This window comes from Sphingomonas sp. (assembly GCF_965227385.1).
Taxonomy (GTDB): domain Bacteria; phylum Pseudomonadota; class Alphaproteobacteria; order Sphingomonadales; family Sphingomonadaceae; genus Sphingomonas.
Genome location: NZ_OZ245750.1, coordinates 16696 through 35899, shown reverse-complemented (window position 1 = coordinate 35899; position 19204 = coordinate 16696). Strand labels below are relative to the sequence as shown.

Genomic DNA, 19204 nt, shown 5'->3' with positions numbered 1-19204 from the left:
GGCGCGCAATCGAATCGCCAGCATGAAGGATATAGGATGAAGCTCTACCTCGTGGAAATAGGAGGCATGCGCGACGGTAATCTGTTCGAGTGCCACGAAGTCCATGCGCTGGTCGCCCCCGGCGAGGAGCAGTTGATTCTCGATTGTCGGTCCCGATTTGCCGGCGCGATGCGGGCTGCCCATCTCGACGGATGGATCGAACTGGAGCTCGAAGATCTGACCGAGGATGGGGCGCGAGTTGGGCCATCGTTTTTCGTTGTGGAGCTCGGACGCAATTCGGCGAACGCGATACGCGAGCAGCATGATTACCGGTTCTTCAGTGCGGGAAACTTCAAGGAGGCGGTGCAAGCTGCACGTCAAGGTTTCCCGGGGTGGCACGTCGACGCGTGCATCGACCTCGATGACCTGGCCCGGCAGGCGGGATATGCGCTGCGCCGCGATCTGCTCGGGGACGTACCTCAGCCTCGTTCGACAGCACGGTATATTCGCTTTTTTGAACCGCGAACATAAGTGCATCTTCTGGGGCGTTAAAATCGACACCTCGCGCAAGGTGAGGGAGCCTGTCAGGCAATCTCGGGGGCCCCAGTCAAGGCACGCGCATCTTCCGCGTCGATCCCGACATAGCCGAAGTCGTCAAGCTGCAAATCCAGACCCTCACAGGGCCTGCATGCGCACTAGCACTCAATCCTGACTTGTGATCAAGCAGCAAGCGCTTCCAACAACGCCTGGACCCGTTCCGCTCGCGCGGGTTCGTCGATCGCTTCGAGAAGCACGAGGCGGTCGTTTTTGGCCGTCAGGCCGTGCCGAGCAGCATCCGCACTGAAGTCGCGTCGAGGCGTTAAAGCGATTGCTGAAGGCCCGGCGTCGACGCGGGCGACACAGGCGGTCCGCGCGGCCAGGCGCAGCCGGGAATGCGCCATCAGATCGGCAGCGGCATTGGGCAGCGGCCCGAAACGGTCGATCAGCTCCTCTTCGAACGCGTCAATTTCGGCTTCTCGCGTCAATCCGCTTAGCCGCACATAGAGCGTCAGACGCGTATCGGCCTCGGGTATCCAACTGTCCGGCAGCGCGCCATGCGTGCCGAGATGAAGTTCTGGTGTCCAACGGTCTGCCGGCTCCCCGCGCGCTTCGCGCAGCGCCTGCCCGAGCAAATGCTGGTAGAGATCGATTCCTATCAATTTCACGTGCCCGGCCTGCGTCTCTCCCAGCAGATCACCGGCCCCGCGCATGTCGAGATCCTGCGCGCTGATCTGGAAACCTGCGCCTAAGCGATCGAAAGTAGACAAGGTGCGCAGTCGCTTCATCGTCCGCTCTCCGATCGTGCGGTCATCGCCGGTGAGCAGGATTACCTGACCACGACGCGCACCTCGGCCGACGCGCCCGCGAAGCTGGTGAAGCTGGGCCAAACCAAAGCGGTCGGCACGCCAGACGATCATCGTGTTAGCTCGGGGCACGTCGAGCCCAGCTTCGATGATGTTGGTGGCGAGCAGAACGTCCCCTTGTCCGTCCGCAAAGCCCGCCATCACCGCATCGATTTCAGCTGGCGGCATCTTGCCGTGCGCCTCGACCAAGAGCAGATCGGGCGCCACCCGCCTCAGTTTTTCGGCAACATTGGCCATATGCTCGATCCGGGGGACGACGACGAAGCTCTGCCCGCCCCGGACCTTCTCGCGCCGCAGTGCCGTGCGGATGCGCCCATCGTCATAGTGATCAAGGCTGGTGCGTATTGGCTGGCGCCGGGCAGGCGGCGTGGCGATGATCGAAATTTGCTGGAGACCGACAAGCGCCATCTGGAGGGTCCTCGGGATCGGCGTTGCGCTGAGGCTGAGCAAATGCATCTCGCCCGATCCACGCAGGTTCGCCTTGTCGGCGGCACCAAAGCGCTGTTCCTCGTCGATAACCACCAGACCGAGCCGGTCATAGGTCACGCCCTTCGCCATTAGTATGCCGGTTCCGATGACGATGTGCACTGATCCGTCGGCCAAGCCGGCCTTAACCGCCTTTCTCTCGGCGGCGCTCGACAGGCGCGACAATCCGGCTACGTTCAGTCCCGACCCTTCGAAGCGACGTTGGAAGCTGGCGAGATGCTGGCGGACGAGCACCGTGGTCGGCGCCGCGATCACCACCTGATGGCTCGACAGCGCGGCAATCGCCGCGGCACGCAGCGCAACTTCGGTCTTGCCATAACCAACATCGCCGACGACGAGCCGGTCCATCGGCTTGCCGCTGGCAAGATCGGCGCGCACCGCGGCGATGGCACGGGCTTGATCGGCGGTCTCGTTGAACGGGAAGCCGCCAGCGAAACGCTCATAGGCGGCGGGATCGGGCTCGAGGACCGGTGCGACGAGCTTGGCACGCGTCTCGGCAAGGGCAGCCAATCCCTTCGCGCTTTCGGTGATCGCTGCGTTGATTTCACCACGGCGCTTCAACCAGGAAGAACCGTCGAGCTTGTCGAGGGTGACGGCTTCCGCATCCGCGCCATAGCGCCAGATCCGGTCAGCGTCATCGATCGCCACGAGGCGCCGCGCGCCCCCGGCATATTCGAGCGCGATCATCTCGCCGCCTTCGCCGCCAATAGGTGCGGGCTCAAGCCCTGCCACGATGCCGACGCCGTGATCTTCATGAACTACGACATCGCCAATCCGTATTTCGCTGCCGCCGACCGACCAGGGATTGGCGGCGGCAGTGCTGGAGCCGTCGCTGAGTGCGCGGCTGCCGAGCAGGTCCGCGGCCGCCACCAGCACCATTGCCTTGCTTACGAAGCCACGATCGGCCGGCATCTCCAGCAGCCCGGCGGTGCCGGTGGGAAGAGCTTCGGCTTCGGCCCAATCGGCGAGTGATGCGACTTCCAGGCCGAGACGCTTGGCGACGCGGGTACGCAGGAAACGCAGATCGCGCTGGCTCCCCGCTAACACGAAGGCATGTGTTTCCAGCAACGGCTTGGCGAAACGCGTGAGCGCCGACAGCGGCGAGCGCGTCTCCGCAAAATGGGGAACCGGATCGAATGCCGCTTCAAGGCGGTCCACTCGCCATTCGGACAGTGTCGCCGCCCAATCCGCTTCCGCAACCGCGTCGATTTTTCGCTTATCCCCTTGCGCAGCATCCTCAGCCAAGCGCAGGAAACGCCGCCGACGCTTGTCGGCTTTCTCCGAAAATAGGATCGTGCCAGGAACGAGATGCGGCAGGATCGAGCCCGCGCCGTCGGCAGGCGGCTCGGCGGCGCGACCGATCTCGATCGATTCGAGATCGCCGACTGTGCGCTGCGTGACGGCATCGTAGGAACGGATCGCAGCCACCTTGCCCTCGGCAATTTCGATCCGGGCCGGCGCCCCGGCGTCGGCGGGGAAGATATCGACGACGTCGCCACGAACAGCCATCTCGCCGGGTTCATCGACGCGATCATCCGCGACATAGCCGATTGTCTCTAGCATCTCCGACAAGCGCCCGATTGCCAGCACGTCCCCGACCGAGAGCCGCGGCAGCGCCTGATCGAAGGCTTGGGGCGGCGGATAGAGCCGAGCCGCGGCCTCGCCACTCATAACGCAGGCCAAGTGAGCGCGATTAGCCACGTGTTGGGCCATGCGGAGTGCGTGCAGCGCAGCCACGCGCACTCCAATATTGGCTGGCGATGCGGGCGCCACGTCGCCGGGCAGGGCGTCACTCGAGGGCACGAAGAAAACCGGCGCGGCGGGGAGCATCGCCCGAAGCGCGGCAGTAAGCGCCTGCGCCTGTTGGTCATCGTCGGCGAGGTAGAGCAGATCGTCGGCTTCGAGCTTCCGCGCCATCTGGGCTGCGATCCACGCTATCGATGACGTCATTCCTGTCTCCATTCCGCGACGCAACTGCGATCCGGCTGGCGACAAACGCAACGGGTCCGAAAAAGGCCACTGAGCGACAAAAATAGTTTTGCCGGTGGGACCCCTACGAAGACGCTCTTGGGCCGGATTAGCCTGTCGGCTTCGTGGCACCGACTGCGGGGAAGGGACGGGGAGGTATAGTGCTGTTCGGTCACTTCCGCTGTCGGTGCTCTGTTGCTAACGGAGGCGCATGAAGCCCGCATTGCACCCGCATGAAGATGATCGCCTGCGCGAACTTCGTCGCTACGGGATTCTGGACACCGACCGGGAGCGCGAGTTCGACGAGCTGGTCGAAATAGCGTCGGAAATTTGCGAAGCCCCCGTCTCGGTTATCAATTTCATCGACCAAGGCAGACAGTGGTTTAAGGCAGAGGTCGGGCTAGGCGTCAGATCAACTCCGCTCGAGACAAGCCTGTGCGGCCACGCGATCCTGCAGGGCGACTATATCGAGATATCAGACACCCTCGATGATGCACGGATGGCGGATAATCCGCTTTGCACCAGCGATCCGGGATTTCGCTTCTACGCTGGGTCGGTCCTGAAGGGGGCTAACGGTCTTCCGCTAGGCACGCTGTGCGTCCTGGACCACAAGCCGCGGGCGTTGTCGGAACATCAGCGCAAGGTGCTGCGGGTGCTGTCGCGCCATATCATGCGTGAACTGGACCTTCGCTTGGCGCTGGATCAGGAGCAGACACTCCGGCGGGAGGTCGATCACCGGGTCAAGAACTCGCTCGCGTCGATCGGGGCATTGCTTTTTATGAAGGCGCGGAGGGAAACAGCCGCCGCTGTGCGGCACGCGCTGGAGGATGCGGGTAGCCGCGTTCGCTCACTGTCATCGCTCCATGCAGAACTCCACGAGCTGGGTGGGCAGGATCTGGTAAGCACGAAATCGCTGTTTATGCGCGTCGAGACCGATTTGCGACAGTTGCTCCCTGAAGGAATAGAACTCTCTATAGTCGTGCGCGACGGCGGGGTAGGCCCGGAACTTGCCAATTCGCTGGTCTTGATAGTCAACGAATTTGTTTCCAATTCCGTCAAGCATGCCTTCGGCTCAGGTCATGGTTCAATCAAGGTCGAGATAGATGCGCAGCCTGGCCGATTGGCGCTCCTTTGCCGTGATAACGGGACCGCAGGCGCGGCAGAGGCAGAGCGCGCGGCGAAGGGTTCTGGTCTGGGATCGCGCGTGATCCAGTCCATCGCCTCTTCAATGAATATCGTCCCCAAGTGGCGGGCTAGTGGCGATGGTATGGAGTTGAGCCTGGACGGCCCTATCCCCCGCCCGGGGAGATAAGGCCGCGTCAGTCGGCTGCGGTGTTGAGTAATGGGCTGAAAGCGGGCCGGAAGCAGACGATGTCCCACCGCAGGAAGGCGAAACAACAACATGTGCAATCCGTCGTTCCAAGTCAGCTTTGCCGATCGGATCGACGCAGTACGTGAAGGACCAGCGCAGCGACCCCAATCGCCAGGGTGAGGTGCAGCAAATTGGCTTCGGCTGACCAGCCCCGGCGCCACAGCTGAACGTTGAAGGTAATCGCGGCGAGCGTTGATCATGCCTTGCATCCACGCCGCGGCCAGGGTGCGGCGGCGCGCCAGCAACCAGACCCGAGTCATCAGCAGCGATAGGCCCATCAATCTGTATCACCTTAGCGAGCTAGAATTTCGCCCTGCTTGATCGCGATCTGCGGTCGTCGGAGGACTCCTAGGTTGCGCGTCGGATCGGTAGCGTAGGCGACGAGGCTGGCCTCCGCTCCTTCCGAAAAATTGCCGATGTTCCGGTGGGGGAAAATAGCTTGCGGCGTGGTGGTGGTGGCAAGACGCAGCAATTCTGCGGGGCTGAAGACTTTGGTCCCATCCAGGGCCTCGATCTCGTCGATCACCGATCCGTCGAACAGGTCGCTGCCAGTCAGGATCGGCACACCTGCTGATTTCAGCCGGGCCAGATTATCGGCGATGACCGCCATCAGCGCTTCGCGATCTTCGGGATGCGCCATCAGGTAGTAGCGCGAGACCGCGACGGTCGGAATCATCACCGTGTTGCGCCGCTTCATTTCGGCGATCGTCGCGTCCGACAGGCGCAGATCCGACACGCTCAGGCCAGCGGGGATGCGCGTATTGAGATGTGCGACGATGTCGACACCCGCAGCAACGACACGGGCGATGTCGTCCGCGCTATCAACATGGGCCGCGACGCGCGCTCCGACGGCGCGGGCTCGCTCTACGACCTGCGGCAGCAAAGCCGTGCTCATTCCACGAAGGCCATAACTCGATGGATCCTGGCGCTGAGCCGCTGCATGGGCATCATCGACAACGATTACCTTGACCAGTTTGGGGCGGCTCTCGGCAATCTTCGGCCATTTGGCATCCAGATCTGCGAGGCTATCGATCGCCCAAAACGCCTTATCGATGTAGTCGCCTGGGTTCGCGGGCATTCCGGCCTGTTTTGCGCCCGCAAGGGCAAGTCCTAGAGGATGACCATCCGAACTGGACAAGGTCGCTTCTGCCCACAGCACGTCAACGCGTCCCGGACCGCCGAGCAAGCCCCGATGCCCGGCAATCTCCTCCGTATTCGCTGCCAGCTGCGCTGAATAGAAGATGCCGCGTCTCAAATAATCTTCAGCAAAGGTGGATGCCGACCACGCATTTTGCAGATTATGGTTGTGCGCATCGGCAAGCGGTGGGATCATATACTGCCCCTGCAAATTCACTCGCACATCAATTCTCGGCGGACGTTTGCGCGTGAGCTTTCCGTCGACGCTATACCAGCTGTCCTCGACAAAACGCTGGCCGTCGAACCACCTCCCTCCTTCAAGCGAAAGGGTGGGTTTGGGCAGAGTGACGGCAACACGGGGGCCGCCGGTAATTTCTCCCTCTTCGGCGGCAAGTGGGGCGGACGCAAGCAACATGGCAAGGGCCGGAACAATAAAGCGCAACATGACCACTCCTTCGTGAGTTGCCCGGCGCTAGGCTGTCTGCTGCTCCCTGCCAGCTTCCGCGACGTGAGATGGGGCGCAGGCGACGCGAACCGGTCAGCGTGCGCAGAGCGCTTCTTCCAGGGCGCCTCGAAAAGATCGGCTGAAGCGAACTCGCTTGCCGCCAACCAGTTCGAGTTCCCCATCGCCATTACGCTTCGTTTCCATCGCGGTGACGAGGTTGGCGCGAACAACGACAGAGCGATGGACGCGTACGAAGCCCGGCCCAAGCCGTGCAAGGAGTGTAGCGATCGATTCACGGATAAGGTGCACTTCGCCAGCGGCGTGAACGCACTGGTAATGGCCGGCACTCTCTACCGCCGCGATCAGTTCGGTTGCGATGAAGCGCGTCGAAGACCCGTCGCGAATTTCGATCGGCGCGGGCGCTGAGCCATGCCGGGCCTGGCGCACACGACCCAAGGCCCGGGCAAGATCGGAGGCTACAATGGGCTTGAGCAGATAATCGAACGCGCCTTGCCGGAAGGCTTCTACCGCCGCTCCCGGATCGGCCGTGATATAGACCAGCGCGGGGGCTTGCACGTGTCCGCTCAGTTCGCTGCCAAGTTGCGTACCCGCACCATCAGGGAGGCAAACATCGAGGAAGACTAGGTCGAAGGTTCTCGACGCGATGCTCTTTCTGGCCTCCGCCAAAGTTGCAGCTTCGACCACGGGACCGATATCAGCATGTGCTTTTAGCAGCCGAAGCAAAGCTCCACGAGCCAGCGGATTATCCTCGACGGCCAGCACCGTCAGGTCAGGCAAATGGCACCTCTAGAACCACGTGGAAGCGAGCGCCCTCAGGTTTCGCAGTGAGGCGGAAGCGGTCCTGATACAGGATCGACAGGCGCTGCCTGACCTGCTCAAGACCGGAGCCTAGGCCGATCGAGGCGTGCGGAACGAGAGACAACGGATTGATGATCTTGATCCGTGTCACATCTTGCGCAGCCGTCACCCATAGCTCGATCTGCCGCGTGCCGTCAGGCAGCGGCGCGCCATGTGTCAGTGCGTTTTCAACCAACGGAACAAGGATGCGCGACGGCACCTGCCGCTGCCACAGTCCGTCGGCGACCTCGCGCCGGTAATCGAGTTTGCCGTCCAATTGGCGATAGAGCAGCACGTGCTCTTCTACGGCGCCCAATTCGTCGGCAAGAGTGTGCAACTCCTCTTCTGCCGACAAACCGCTACGCAGGACGTTCGCCAGCGCCGATAGTGCTGCCTCTGCGCGGTCGGCGGAGGCATGGGCCATTTGGGCAATCGATCCCAACGCGTTCATCAGGAAGTGGGGGTTTAGTTCGGCCCGCAAGGCTCGCAATTCTGCGCGCGTTGACCGGACCTCCTGATCCCGCGCTCGCTCCGCCCATACCAGCGTCTGGCCGACGGCGATGACTGCCACGTAGGTTGGCACGGCGAACAAGGATGTGACCAGGATACGTCTCGCCAACGCCTCGACTGACTGCGGCCCTCCGAGAAGCGCCGGCAAGATGATCGCCCCCAGCGCTTGCATCACTGGCACCAGGCTCGAAAGTAGCGCGACGACACCCAAACCGATGGTCAGCAGTGCTGTGACCGAGGAAGCATTGCGCCCCGTTCCGAGCGGATGTCTCCGGCAAATCGCGAATAGCACTGGGGTCGCCAGAGCCCAAGGGAGGAAGGTTGCAAAGCAGAATGCCGTCGCGAGGAAAAAGTCCATGGGCGATGGGCGGGGGCTCGAAGCAAGTGCTGCGGCAGGGCCCCAGGCAAGCGCTATACATGACCATGCAAAAGCTATCCAAATGCGCGGCATTCGGTAGTCGGTTTTCGTCAGCGCTTCCATGCATGCCCGATACGCTGAGCGAAGCTCCAGCGGCAATAGAACGCGGTTCGCGAAATGCAGATGGCCGAGATCGGGGCGCGAAGGGATCAATCCCCAGATCGCACTGGACACGTACACAAAACCGATTCACAAGGGCCTCGCGATCCCGCGAAACCCGCAGAAATCCGTGGGTTGAGGGGGCAGGTATTTCGGGTTCGAATCCTGTCTGGCAACCCGACTTAAAGTGAGTGGCAAGGAGGCGCAGCGGGCGGCGTCCTGCAATCGTCACATCGACACCCCAGCGCAAGTCGGACTGCCGAGCGCCAACGCTGACAGATCGTCGTTGCGGGTCCAAGAAACTCCTTTGCGGATTGCAAAACCCACCGCCTGGTGGCCGATGCTTTGTCCCGGTTTGCCATAGCAGGTGCCGCCGCGGCGGCTTTGTGGGCGCGCCGACATCACGACATCATAGCGGGCTGGATCGAAGACTCGCTCGGCTGCAACCTTGCTCTCGACCTCCTGGAGCGCAATCACATCGGCAGCAAGCGCATCGGCGTGACGGCGCAGCTCGGCATAGTCCACATCGGTGCGGGGACAACAGCCTTGGCCGTTGCGTTCGGCGAGATGCTCGAGGTTCCAGCTGACGATCTTGAGCGGTGCCGACGCACGGCGGGATACATCCGCCTGCCGCTCGTCGGCGCAGCCGTTGACCAAAGTGAGCAGAGTGAACGCGAGGATCGAAGTCCGGAACATAGCCCATTCCTATCGGACTTCGTCGTTACCGTAATTAGGTTCAGGCAGCGGGGCAGGGCGGAGGCGTTGCACGCTGTCCGATGACCCTGTCCCGAAAAATGCCTCCAGTGAGAATGAGAGGAATCTGACAAAGTCGAAGCTGACGGAAGCTGGAGGTTTTGCATGAAGAAATTGAAGTTCACGGGCGAGCAGATCGCGTTTGCGCTGCGCCAGGCCGAGGTTTGAACACCGGTCGCCGAGGTCAGCCGCAAGATGGGTGTGTCGGAGGCGACGTACTACCGCTGGAAGCGGCTGTATGGTGGCCTGGGGCCGTCGGAGCTGCGCAAGATGCGCCAGCTCGGGGAAGAGAAACACAAGCTGAAGCGGCTTGTGGCGGACCTGTCGCTCGACAAGGCCATGCTCCAGGAAGTGCTGGCAAAAAGCCTAGCGCCTGGTCGGCTGCGCGAGATCGTCCACTGGGTGCAGGATTGTTATCGAGTGAGTGAACGGCGCAGCTGTTCCGTGCTCCGGTTCGATCGCAAGACGCACCGCTACTGGTCGGTCCGAGGCGATCAGCCGCCACTGAGGAGCAGGATCAAGGAGATTGCCGAGACGCGGCGCGCTATGGCTACCGGCGCATTCACGTGCTACTTCGCCGCGAAGGTTGGGCGGTCAACGTGAAACGTGTTCGGCGGTTGTACCGGATGGAGGGTCTGAATTTGCGGGCAAAACGCCCGCGGCACCGTGTCATGGCATATCGAACTTATCATTCAAAAGCCACCCGATGGTGAAGCGTAGGCAGAACGATTTGCTATTCGGTCGGTTTGGCAATTGATTATTCCCGTTAACGCTCCAAGTTTCCGCTTTACGCGGACGGGTGAGAAAACGCAGACGAAGCGCGTCGTTTACGAATGCGCGCGTGGCCGGCGCGCGCGAGCAGTTCGGCAGGACGCCCGAAGCATCCCGCCGAACCTTGGTGTCAGGCCGCGATCAGCATCGTCGTATCGCGGGGTGCCCGCAGGCCACGCGACCGCGCAGCGCGCGCGATCCGCTTCTCGGCACGCTGCACGCCCGCGACCAGCTGCTGCGCAGGCCGGTGCGAGCGATGCTCAAGCCGGGTTCCGTCGGCAGACAGCGCGAAGTGCCCGCCGAACGTCATCGGCGCGAGGATGATGATCGGCCCGTCGTTGGCCGGTGCCCAGAGCTTGCAGTCGATGAGCAAAGTCAGGTCGTCGCCGCGCGCGAGCACCGCTGGGTCGGTGGATGGCATCATCAACCAGACCCGGTCGAGCTTCGGTGTGTCGCCATCGACGTCGTAGATCAGCGACACGATCGTGCGACCGTGTTCGCGCACCGCCTGCTTCATCAGCATGAGGCCGCGTGCCGTCATCGGCGACGTCGATTGGATGCTAAAATGACGGGCGCCATCGCGGAGCCCATCGTCCGGATTGATATGTTGCGTCGCTGCAACGTGATAGGAAAAAAGTTTCGAGAGCGCGTTTCCGTAAGCCATATCTTAACCTCGCTTGCAGATAGCGAGCGGTGACAAGGGATTTTTCCCCTCTCACCTGCTATCCACTCAACTGCACCCGATGGTGCTCTGCCAGCGCTGCCGCGCACCCTGATCGTCTGCCCCGCCGGGCAGCGGCCATGGTCAAGTTCCTGCGCCCGCGGGCGCCACACGAGGCGGCAACTGTCGTGCGATCGGCCACGAGGGGATCTTCACTGGCTTGCGCTCGAGCAGTTGCACCAGCCAGGGCTGGCGGCTCGCAACCTTGCGCGCCATGCGCATCACAGCGGTGGCGCCAACGACCAGCAGCTTCCGCAGATACCTATCGCCTTGCTTGCTGATCCCACCGAGCCGCTTTTTGCCGCCTGAGCTATTGGTGCGCGGGTTATGACCCAACCACGCAGCGAACTGGCGACTGGATCGGAACAGCGATACATCCGGCAGAGCTGCGCCGATCGCTGATGCCGTGATGGGGCCGATGCCAGGCGAGGATCTGGGGCTCAAGCCAATCGATCTCGCCTGCCAGCGATCGAAGCTGCGCGCCTAAGGTGTGACGTGCCGACCGCGCATGTTATCAACCACTTTACTGGACATGGCTGTAGCCATTTCGAACCTGCTCTTGATCGCGTTGCCGTCAATTGCGCCGCGCGCAACGACAGCTTCGCGCCCCATAGTCAGACGTTCAGCTCGCCTCCGGACGTGCCCGAAACCGGCCGTTCGTTCATCTGATAGAGTCGGTCGTGGGGAGGCGGCCGTTGGGACATAGCGGCCGATCCGGCCGGGCGGCTCGAATGTTCGAACCTCACAGAACCCGACTTCGCCGGGTGACGGACAACGCTGCGCCATCGTGACACCTGAACGTGCGGCGTGGATCGGTTGCAATCCCCATCGAGATGCGCTTGTGTGACGTCTCGGCCTCACACGCCAACCTTGCGCTTTGTTTAGGCTGTTCAAAATGCCATCCGGTAAACCCAAATTGGACTTCGCGTTCTTCGATCATGTTGTGCTCGACGGCGCTAGCCGCCCCGGGCCGCTCTATCTGCAGCTGCAGGATGCTATCCGGAGCGCGATCGAGAATGGCGAATTGCTACCGCGCGCCACGCTGCCGCCCGAGCGGGAGATTTCGGCACGGCTCGGTATTTCGCGCATCACGGTGCGAAAGGCGATTTCCGGCCTGGTCGAGGAGGGGTTGCTGGTTCGCCAGCAGGGGTCGGGCACCTATGTGGCGGCGCGCATTGACAAGCAATTCGCGAAGATCTCGTCGTTCAGCGAGGACATGGCGGCGTCGGGTCGGGACGTGACATCGCGATGGCTCGACCGCAGCAGCGGGCGGATCACCACCGAGGAAGCGCTGGCGTTCGGCCAGAGCCTGGGATCGAAGGTCTTTCGGTTCCATCGCGTGCGTTGCGCCGACGGCGAACCGCTGGCGATCGAGATGACGACCATTCCGGACTTCGCACTGCCGTCGCTAAAGCTGGTGGACACCTCGCTCTATGTCGCGCTGGAGGCGCATGACAATCGCCCGGTGCGCGCGTTGCAACGGCTTCGGGCCGTGTCGCTGGACGCGAGCCAGGCCAAGCTGCTCGACATCGAAGTTCAATCGCCGGCGCTCTATATCGAGCGCCGGGGCTTCAACGCGCGGGGGCAGATGGTCGAACTGACCAAGAGCTGGTATCGCGGCGACACCTATGACTTCGTGTCGGAAATCAACGGCGGCGGCTGAGCCGGATCACTCCGGCGTCACCGAAACGCTTCGGCTCGCCCTCCGACCGTCGGCCGATCGGGCGCGGACTTGCACGGCGCCACGGACCGCAACCGGGGCCTGATAGAGCGTCCATTCAGCCGCATCGCGCGCGCGCCACTCGATCGCCATGCCGGGCAGCTCGGTATTCGCCGTCAGTTCGCCGCCGCTCAGCCGCGCGCCCGGCGGGGCGACGCGATAGGCGATGCCGTCGCGATCGAGCAGCGGCATCTGCGCACTAAGGCGGCCGCGAAACGCGCGCCAGTCGACAAGGATCGCGTTGCGATCGACTGTTTCGTCGCCATAGCGATAGGCATGCCCCGCGACATAGGCAGGCTCCCATGGCGCGCGGCGCCATGCGCGTTCCGCGATCGCGAGCAAGCGCGGGAACAGCATATATTCGACCCGCCCGTCGGTGCGGACGGTCTCGCTCCACAAATGCCCCTGCAGGCCGGAAAAGGGGCGCGCGCCGGGGCGAAGCGGCACGGTGTCGGGCGTGGTTACCGGCCGGTTCAGCAGGTCGCGCACGATGCTTGCATTGGCCGGCAGATTTTCCGGCATCAGCGAGAAGACCTTGAGCAAGTCGGTGCCGCGCGACGCCCAGTCATAGCCGGGTTCATCGGGATCGACCGCCTGCGGATGATCGAGATATGTAATGTCGGGGACCGAAATGACGGTGCGCCAGCCGCGATTGGCCTGCGTATGCGCGACCTGTGGCGCTTCCGAAAGTAGCATCGCCCAGACGTTGGACTGTACCTTTTCCGGCATTTTTGCGGGGTCGGCATGGCCCATCCCGTCGCTCCAGCCGGCGGGAACAATGCCGCGGTCGCTCAGCCGCTTCGCCACGCGTTCGATGAACATCGCGCCCACGGCCTTGCCGTCGACCTTGCCCCCCCGGGCGCGCTTGCGGCACGCGGGAGACTCGATCCAGGCTCCGGCGGTCTCATCCGCGCCAATGTGATAGGTCTCGAGCGGCACGCCCGCATCGGCATGCATGGCCTGCAACTCCCCGACCACCGTGTCGAAAAATCGGAAGGTGGCCGGCAGGCAGGGATTGAGCGTGTTGTCATCATAGTTCTGGATGCTGCGATACTGCGTCGTATCGCCCGGGTCGGTGAGGCGATACCGTTCGGCGCCCTGCCGATCGCCCGCCCGCATCAGCCGGCGATACCGCGCCTCCATCGATTTGATTGCGGCGCGGCTGTGGCCCGGCATGTCGAACGACGGAATGACTTCGATATGCCGGGCCTGGGCCGCCTTGAGCAACGCGATGTAATCGGACCGGGTCAGGTAGCCGTTCTGTGGCGCGGCGCGGTCCGGACCGGCGCCAAGCTGGGGAAGGAGACAGCGGTCCTCCTGCAGGTCGTGGCACCGAAAGCCGCCGACCTGCGCGAGTTCCGGGAGGGCGGGTATTTCCAGCCGCCAGCCTTCGTCGTCCGCGAGGTGCAGGTGCAGCCGGTTCAGCTTGTAGCGCGCCATCTGGTCGAGCAACCGGTGCAGCTCGGCCGGACCGTGAAAGTTGCGCGCGATGTCGATGTGAAGCCCGCGAAAGCCAAAGCGCGGCGCGTCCTCGATCCGCATGGGACGCAGCACGCCGCCACCATGGGCGATCTGCTGCGACAGGCCGAACAGTGCCGCAGAGGCGGCGGCCGGGGAAGCAGCCTCGATCTCGACACTTTGGCTGGAGACGCTGATGCGATAGCGCTCCGGGCTGGCGGTGGCGGCGGCGGGCACGCGCAGTTGCAGCTCCGGGTCGATCCGGATCTCGACTGCGACACCAGCCTCTGCCTCACGCACGCCGTCGCGCGCCCACCGCGCCAGTGCTTCTGACACTTGGGCGCGCTCGATTCCGCGCAACGACAGCGCGATGCCGCGGCGCAGATCGAGCGGATCCCCCGGGAGCGCGGTTTCGGCAAGGGGCGTGGGGACGATCACCGAAACGCCGGGGTTCGCAACGGTCGTCGCATCCCAGCTGGCGTAGCGGGCATAATCCGTCGCCGCGCTGCGCCACTGCGTTTGATCGGCGGGAGTGCCCCGGGCGAGCTTCACCGCGTCGGTCATGGGCCGTACGAAGGGAAGCGTTTCAAGCCCGGTTTCGGCATCGATCACGGGGACGGTGGCGCGCAACACCAATGCTTTACCATCGGGTGTGACCAGATAGAAATTGGGCATGACGTAGGAGGTGGAAAAGAAGTTCGCGCGACCGACCAGCTGCAGCAGGTGGCGCGATCCAGGCTCCAGTTGCCGACCGGGGCGCAGACTGAGTTCGCGCAAGTCGCCGTTGATCAGTCGGTCCTGGAACGTGTCGCTCCGGAAATCCAGCAGGCGAGTTACAAACCCATAATAGATCCTGATGTCCTGCAGATTGCCGGCCACGGGCATATGCTCGGGCATGGTGAGCGTGATCTCGGCCCGGAAGCAATCCTCGTTTCCGGCGGGGCAATCGCCGCTGCTGTTGTCCAGGATTGCGAATTGCACATCCATGCGCTCGGCCAGATCGACCCATTCGGACGAGGGAGCGGAAGGTGCGCCGGCGACCTGTCCATAAGCGGCCGGGGACGCGACCGCCAATAGCGCGGCAATCAACGCGCGCGGGACAGGATGCTGCATGTTCGACCTCCTCGCCCGGCCATTTGGGCTCTTATTGGTATTAGCTTGCATCGCGGCGAGGCGTTGTCAACGTCTCGCCAGCTCAATGACATGGCGGTTTGTGGAGGAGGCGCGCTCCATCTCGTTATCTGATCGATCGTTTTGAACCCTGCGCGCGAGTTCGCAAAATAAGATCAATATATATCCTTTAGAGATTTTCATGATACCTATCGTTAGGCGAGTCGGAGATTGTCCGCCGCCCACAGAGGAGCTTGAACATGACTCCACGACCCTCCAGGGCCTTGATCGCCGTTCTGAGCGGCGCCATTGCACTCGTAGCAGGCGCAGCGCCGGCGTCGGCGCGGACAATCAATTTTTCGGGATATCAGTGGACGGTCCGGCCGGACGGCGTGGGCGGGCCGCGCAACAACAATTGGTGCGATTCCAATGTATTTGTCGACGCGCAGGGCAGACTTCATTTGAAGCTGACGCGCCGACCGGATGGCAGCTGGTGCTCGTCACAGGTTCAGACGGTTCAACGGCTGGGCTTCGGCACCTATCAATGGCAGCTGGCGAGCCGGGTCGATCAGCTCGATCGCAATGTGGTCTTCGGCCTGTTCCATTATCCGACCGCCGATGTGGGACCCGACGGCACCAATGAGCTGGACATCGAATTCACCCGGTGGGGTGACCCGTCGGCTAACATCCTCAATTACACGGTCTATCCGGCGGCGTCCGGTCTGCCGCACACCACCATCCACTTTCCGATGACGTTGAACGGCGACTGGTCCACCCACCGCTATATCTGGGGTCCGCAAAGCGTGCGGTTCCAGTCCACGCACGGTCATTATGACAATAATCCGCTGCCGATCGCCGACTGGATTTTCGCGCCCGCCGGGATGCCGAACCGAATCGGTCAACAGCCGATGCCGGTGTTCATGAACCTGTGGGTCACGGCACCGCCGGCCGATGCGCAACCGGTTGAGATCATCATCACCAACTTCACCTTCACGCCGGCCTGAGCCGCGCGGCGAACGGTTTGCCAAGGCGAAACCAGATCAGCGTGACGATACTATTGCAATTTGGTTTCGTTTTGGCATTGTAGTGGTATTCTTTTCTTGTTTTGGGGCGGGGCGACAATGAAATCAGCGATCGAAAAAATCCGCAATGCACTGCGCCTGGGCGTCTCGCTCGGTGCCGTGGCGGCGTTCCAGTTCTCCGGCGTCGCACAGGCACAGGATGCAGTTGCTGCCGAGGAAAGCGACAGCGGCCTTAAGGAAATCGTCGTCACGGCACAGCGCCGCGAGGAAAATCTGCAGGATGTGCCGGTCACGATCAGTCGGGTCGACGGCGAAGAACTGCGCGCACAAGGTGCCGATACGCTGAAGGACATTCAGCAGATGGTCACCGGCATCTCGATCCGTGAGAACAACGATCAGCGCAACGTGGGCTTCCTGATCCGCGGCGTCGGCTCTAACCAGTCGTTCATCGGCATCGAACCCAGCGCCGCGATCAACGTCGACGGGGAAGTGCAGGCGCGCAATTCCAGCCTGTTCGGCGACATCAACGACCTTGAATCGGTTGAAGTGCTCAAGGGGCCGCAAGGCACGCTGTTCGGCAAGAACTCGGTCGCTGGCGCGCTGCTCGTGCGGACCAATCGCCCCAAGCTTAACAAGACCGAATATCGCTATGACCTGACGCTGGAAGAGGGCGAGGGCGAGCTGTTCGGCGGAATCAACACATCCGTCACGATGAACCAGCCGCTGACCGACCGCTCCGCACTTCGCGTCAACCTGTTCGGCAAGAAACAGCAGGGCTGGATCCCGAACGTCATCGAAGACGCGCCGAACGGCGGCGAAAGCTCTGGATTTGGCGGTCGCGCCCAGTATCTGACCGAACTGGACGACACGTCGACCCTGCTGCTGCGCGCGGATTATGGCGAACTGAACTTCGGGCCGGGCATCCGCGTGTTCCTGCGTCGGGACGATTTCACCATCGGCGACGGGTTCGGCCAGATTCCGCAATCGGTGATCGACGGCCTCAACCTCACGCCTGCAGCGCTGGATCAGCTGTTGAAGACGCGCCTGCACGAAATCTCGCAGACGCCGGCGGGGCCGGAGAACAACCGCACCTCCGCCCCCCCCGGCCGCGACAATGGCGGTCAGAAGTCGTACGGTGCCTCGCTCGAATTCATCAAGGATATCGACGGATACGAGCTGACGACTACGCTGCATGTGCGCAAGACCGACCTCTACACCAACGATTCCGGTATCGGCGTCGCGGCGAATATCTTTCCGCTGAATTTCGCCGGCACGGTGAACAGCGAAACCTTTCAGCACGAACTGCGCGTGGCGTCGCCGGTCAGCGATACGTTCGACTTCGTGGCGGGAACCTATTTCCAGCACTCGCGCGTGGAGCGCGATCAGAAGGTGCTGGCATGTCAGGAACCGGGTCTCGCCACCAGTCAGGTCGACGCCAACTTCAACCTGCTCGACTGCGCCGGCTACGCCTTCGGCTTTGACGAAGTGAATCCGGCGGTGACCGGCGTCGGCATCCAGAACAACCTGTCCGACCTGATCTACAATCGCGAATATCGCGACAACGTCATCACCACGGACAATGCCGCAATCTTCGGCCAGGCAAATGTCCACCTGCACCGGATGTTTACACTGGTTCTGGGCGGCCGCGGAACCTATGAAAAGTCGCGTTACCGCATGGACGTGCGCGACGATGGCGTGCCCAATATCGATACGCGGCCGACGTTGTTGTGGATCAACGATCCCGATGGCAACCGAATTGAGATCGACGGTCGCCGCATCTTCGTTGCCAATCCGTTCTTTGGGCGGGTGACCAGCGATCCTGCGGCCAATCTCGACATCCGCAGCCCCGCAACGCCGTTCCGCACGATCGCAAAGTCGGCATCGGACTGGGCGTTCTCGTACAAGGCGGCCCTGGTGTTCCAGCCGTCGCGCGACCTGACCTTCTTCGCCAACCTGTCCTCTGGCTACAAGGGCGCCGCCTGGCACAGCGACAGCGACATGACCCAGGCGCGACTGGACAGCAAATATCCGATCTCGCCTGAGCGCTCGCGCAACCTGGAACTGGGTGCGCGCACCGAATGGTTCGACCGTCGCCTGCGCGTGAACTTCACCTACTTCCGCACCAATTTCTACCATTATCAGGAGCGCCTGCGCCTGCTCGACTACGATCTGTTCCCAATCGTCAATGGCGGGCTCCAGAATATCGGCAACGACCCGACCGCAAGCGGTCAGCCGATCAACCGCTTCGACATCATCGATGCCGGTACGCTGAAGACCAAGGGCTTCGACGCGGAAGTGACGTGGAGGGTGTTCAAAGGCTTTTCGCTTCAGGCGGCGTGGAGCCATGTCGACGCCCGGTTCGCTGACACCGATGTGGTGATCCCGTGTGCCGGGGCGGCCACCGGCTGCTCGGACATCATCAACTATGGTGAGTTCTTCGACTACACCTTCCCCCGGCGCGGCCGGTTCTTCCAGCTGGACGGGGCGCGGCTGGCCAATGCGCCGGTCGATACCGTGGTCGGCAATGCGACCTACGAGTTCAAAGTGGGTCGTATCCCCGCGTTCATTCGCTGGAACACCCATCATCGCTCGGCCGAGTATACCAACCATGGCGGTGAGGCGAACAACAACGAGAATACGACGGCGCCGGGCGTCACGCTCCACAATCTGTTCTTGGGTGCGTCGACCCCGGATGAACGCTTCTCGTTCGGCCTGTCGGTCAAGAACCTGTTCAACAAGCACTATTATGTGTTGAAGACGGATTATGGCGACGGGCTGGGAAGCCGCGCCGTGGGCGGCGATCTGGCGGTCGTCCCGGAACTGGTCGGCATCGCGCAGGCCTATCCGACCTATGGCGCGACGCCGGACGGTCGCTTCTTCCGGCAGGCAGCGGTGCAGGGCAATGTGCCGCGCGACTTCGACCGCTATATCGGCTTGACCTTCACGGCGAAGTTCTGAGGCGATGATGAATGGG

Annotated in this window: 12 protein-coding genes and 2 pseudogenes; 6 read left to right on the top strand and 8 right to left on the bottom strand. The window is 62.6% G+C overall.

From position 1 onward, the window contains the following. The first annotated feature begins 36 nt into the window (after positions 1 to 36). Positions 37 to 510 (top strand): hypothetical protein, encoded by a 474-nt coding sequence (locus ACO05N_RS00130; RefSeq protein ID WP_224922772.1) that lies wholly within the window; start codon positions 37 to 39, stop codon positions 508 to 510. A 188-nt stretch (positions 511 to 698) separates the two neighbouring features. Here ACO05N_RS00130 and ACO05N_RS00125 read toward each other — a convergent pair whose 3' ends face one another. Beyond that, the gene (locus tag ACO05N_RS00125; protein ID WP_422055185.1) at positions 699 to 3785 is read right to left on the bottom strand and encodes a helicase-related protein; all 3087 of its coding nucleotides are present in this window, start codon (positions 3783 to 3785) and stop codon (positions 699 to 701) included. A gap of 262 nt (positions 3786 to 4047) precedes the next feature. Between ACO05N_RS00125 and ACO05N_RS00120 the strand changes: the two genes are divergently transcribed. Further along, positions 4048 to 5148: a sensor histidine kinase gene (locus ACO05N_RS00120; protein ID WP_422055184.1), complete on the top strand. Its 1101-nt coding sequence runs from the start codon at positions 4048 to 4050 to the stop codon at positions 5146 to 5148. A gap of 352 nt (positions 5149 to 5500) precedes the next feature. Here ACO05N_RS00120 and ACO05N_RS00115 read toward each other — a convergent pair whose 3' ends face one another. From ACO05N_RS00115 to ACO05N_RS00100, 4 genes are all read right to left on the bottom strand, one after another. Further along, the gene (locus ACO05N_RS00115) at positions 5501 to 6790 is read right to left on the bottom strand and encodes an amidohydrolase family protein (RefSeq protein ID WP_422055183.1); all 1290 of its coding nucleotides are present in this window, start codon (positions 6788 to 6790) and stop codon (positions 5501 to 5503) included. Positions 6791 to 6883: 93 nt separating this feature from the next. Next, complete coding sequence (locus ACO05N_RS00110) at positions 6884 to 7588, bottom strand: LytR/AlgR family response regulator transcription factor (RefSeq protein ID WP_422055182.1); 705 nt, start codon at positions 7586 to 7588, stop codon at positions 6884 to 6886. Then, the gene (locus tag ACO05N_RS00105; protein WP_224922767.1) at positions 7581 to 8516 is read right to left on the bottom strand and encodes a sensor histidine kinase; all 936 of its coding nucleotides are present in this window, start codon (positions 8514 to 8516) and stop codon (positions 7581 to 7583) included. Before ACO05N_RS00105 ends, ACO05N_RS00110 begins: the two co-directional genes overlap by 8 nt. Positions 8517 to 8903: 387 nt before the next feature. After that, positions 8904 to 9371, bottom strand: a complete 468-nt coding sequence (locus ACO05N_RS00100; RefSeq protein WP_224922765.1) for a hypothetical protein — start codon at positions 9369 to 9371, stop codon at positions 8904 to 8906. Between the two features lie 162 nt (positions 9372 to 9533). On the opposite strand from ACO05N_RS00100, the pseudogene ACO05N_RS00095 reads away from it, so the two are divergent. Further along, positions 9534 to 10105, top strand: a pseudogene (locus ACO05N_RS00095) (transposase); the annotation flags it as partial. A 224-nt stretch (positions 10106 to 10329) separates the two neighbouring features. On the opposite strand, the gene ACO05N_RS00090 reads toward ACO05N_RS00095, so the two are convergent. After that, positions 10330 to 10740: a hypothetical protein gene (locus ACO05N_RS00090; RefSeq protein ID WP_422055181.1), complete on the bottom strand. Its 411-nt coding sequence runs from the start codon at positions 10738 to 10740 to the stop codon at positions 10330 to 10332. 264 nt (positions 10741 to 11004) lie between these two features. Next, positions 11005 to 11346: pseudogene (locus ACO05N_RS00085) on the bottom strand (transposase); the annotation flags it as partial. A gap of 490 nt (positions 11347 to 11836) precedes the next feature. Here ACO05N_RS00085 and ACO05N_RS00080 point away from each other — a divergent pair. Beyond that, on the top strand, positions 11837 to 12583 hold the full coding sequence (locus ACO05N_RS00080; RefSeq protein WP_422055180.1) for a GntR family transcriptional regulator: 747 nt from the start codon (positions 11837 to 11839) through the stop codon (positions 12581 to 12583). A 6-nt stretch (positions 12584 to 12589) separates the two neighbouring features. Here the strand turns inward: ACO05N_RS00080 and ACO05N_RS00075 are convergent, their stop codons facing one another. After that, entirely contained in the window at positions 12590 to 15211 is a 2622-nt protein-coding gene (locus tag ACO05N_RS00075) for a family 20 glycosylhydrolase (RefSeq protein WP_422055179.1), read from the bottom strand. Between the two features lie 281 nt (positions 15212 to 15492). Here ACO05N_RS00075 and ACO05N_RS00070 point away from each other — a divergent pair, with 281 nt between their 5' ends. Further along, the gene (locus ACO05N_RS00070) at positions 15493 to 16212 is read left to right on the top strand and encodes a glycoside hydrolase family 16 protein (RefSeq protein WP_422055178.1); all 720 of its coding nucleotides are present in this window, start codon (positions 15493 to 15495) and stop codon (positions 16210 to 16212) included. Between the two features lie 117 nt (positions 16213 to 16329). Beyond that, positions 16330 to 19188 carry a TonB-dependent receptor gene (locus ACO05N_RS00065; RefSeq protein WP_422055177.1) on the top strand — a complete coding sequence of 953 codons (2859 nt, stop codon included), beginning with the start codon at positions 16330 to 16332 and terminating at the stop codon, positions 19186 to 19188. The last annotated feature ends 16 nt before the right edge of the window (positions 19189 to 19204 follow it).